1 protein-coding gene is annotated in these 1,753 nt (G+C 78.2%); it reads right to left on the reverse strand.

Annotated features, from left to right (window positions below; all coding sequences use genetic code 11):
- The coding region (locus GPJ59_RS38785; protein ID WP_308120691.1) for an NAD-dependent epimerase/dehydratase family protein at positions 1-1,278 on the reverse strand (1,278 nt) is incomplete at its 3' end.
- Between the last annotated feature and the right edge of the window lie 475 nt (positions 1,279-1,753).

A 1,753-nucleotide genomic window follows, 5' to 3' on the forward strand; every position in this document is an offset into this window, starting at 1 on the left:
AGACACAACCCGCCCAGCGGCAGACGGCCCAGACACCGCCCGCCCAGGCACAGCCCCCTCAGCGCCAGCCCGCTCAGGTTCGCCCCACTCAGGGACAGCCGGCTCATCGGCAGCCCGCCCAGGCACCACCGACCCAGCGGCGGCCTGTTCAGGCACGGCCCGCCCAGCGGCAGCCCGCCCAGGTCCGGCCTGCTCGGCGGTGGCCCGCCCAGCCCCGGCCCGCCCACCCCCCCCCCCCCCAGCAACAGCCAAACCCGCAACCGCCCCGGCCAACGCATCCACCGACACCATCGACATCCGCGCCCGACCGCCGTCCACCCAGTACGGCAACCTCGCCAGCAACCCCAGCAACGACGGCACCACCCACTGGTCCCCCCGCCCATACACCAGATGCGGACGCAACACCGTCCCGCCCGCCGCCAGCACCAGCCGCTCCCCCTCCAGCCGGGTCACGCTCGTCACCGACCCCGGATCCTCGACCAGTTCCCCCTCCGCCGCGCCACGATGTGCCCCGTCCCGATACACCGCGGCCGTCCCCACCTGCACGATCCGATCTACGCCTGCCCGCCGCGCCTCCGCCAGCAGCGCCCGCGTGCCCTCGACGTTCACGGCCCGGCATTCCGCCTCCGTACCGCCGATCCGCGCAGCCAGGTGCACCAAGGTCGTCACGCCCTCACACACCCCCGTCAGCGACTCACCCCGCGCAAGATCCCCCCGTACAACCTCCACCCCCGCCGCGCAGAGGCTCGAACCGCCTCCGGGGGCAACCACCTCAAGGCCAACCGCTTCCGGGCCGACCACCCCGGGCCCAACCACCCCCGAACCGGCCACCTCCGAGTCAGCAACTTCCGGGCCGGCCACCCCCGGGCCGGCCACTTCCGAGTCAGCCACTTCCGGGCCGGCCACTTCCGGGCTGACCACCCCGGGCCCAGCTTCCCCCGGGCCAACCACCCCGGACCCACTCACCTCGGGCCCAGCCACCCCGAAGCCGACCACTTCCAGGCCTGCCACCCCCGAGCCGACCACCCCGGGCCCAGCCACTCCGGGCCCAACCACCCCCGGCCCAACCACCCCCGAACCGGCCACCCCCGAACCGGCCACTTCCCTGCTGGCCACCTCCGAGCGAACCAACCGACCGGCCACCCCCGAGCCGGCCACCTCCGGGCCAACCGCCCCCAGACCGACTGCCCCCAGACCGGCCACCAGGCCGCCAGCCCCCGAGCTACCCACCTGGCCAGCCGAGCCCACCCACCCCAGCACCCCCCCCCCCCGCACCACCCCCCCCCCCGGGAACCCCCCCCCCCCCCCCCCCCCCCCCCAACCCCCGCCCCCCAACCCCCCCGCCCCGGCCCCCCCCCCCCCCCCCCCCCCCCCCCCCCCCCCCCCCCCACCCCCCCCCCCCCCCCCCCCCCCCCCCCCCCCCCCCCCCCCCCCCCCGCCCCCCCCCCCCCACCCCCCCCCCCCCCCCCCCGCCCCCCTCCCCCCCCCCCCCGCCCCCCCCCCCCCCCCGCCCCCCCCCCGGCAGCCCCCGCGTCCCCTCCCCTGTCACGTCCCGGCATTCCCCCTCCGTCCCGCCGAGCCGCGCCGCCAGGTGCCCCAAGGTCGTCACGCCCTCACACCCCCCCGTCAGCGACTCACCCCGCGCAAGATCCCCCCGTCCAACCTCCACCCCCGCCGCGCAGAGGCTCGAACCGCCTCCGGGGGCAACCACCTCAAGGCCAACCGCTTCCGGGCCGACCACCCCGGGCCCAAC

Source organism: Streptomyces bambusae (assembly GCF_019400985.1).
Classification (GTDB): Bacteria; Actinomycetota; Actinomycetes; order Streptomycetales; family Streptomycetaceae; genus Streptomyces; species Streptomyces bambusae_A.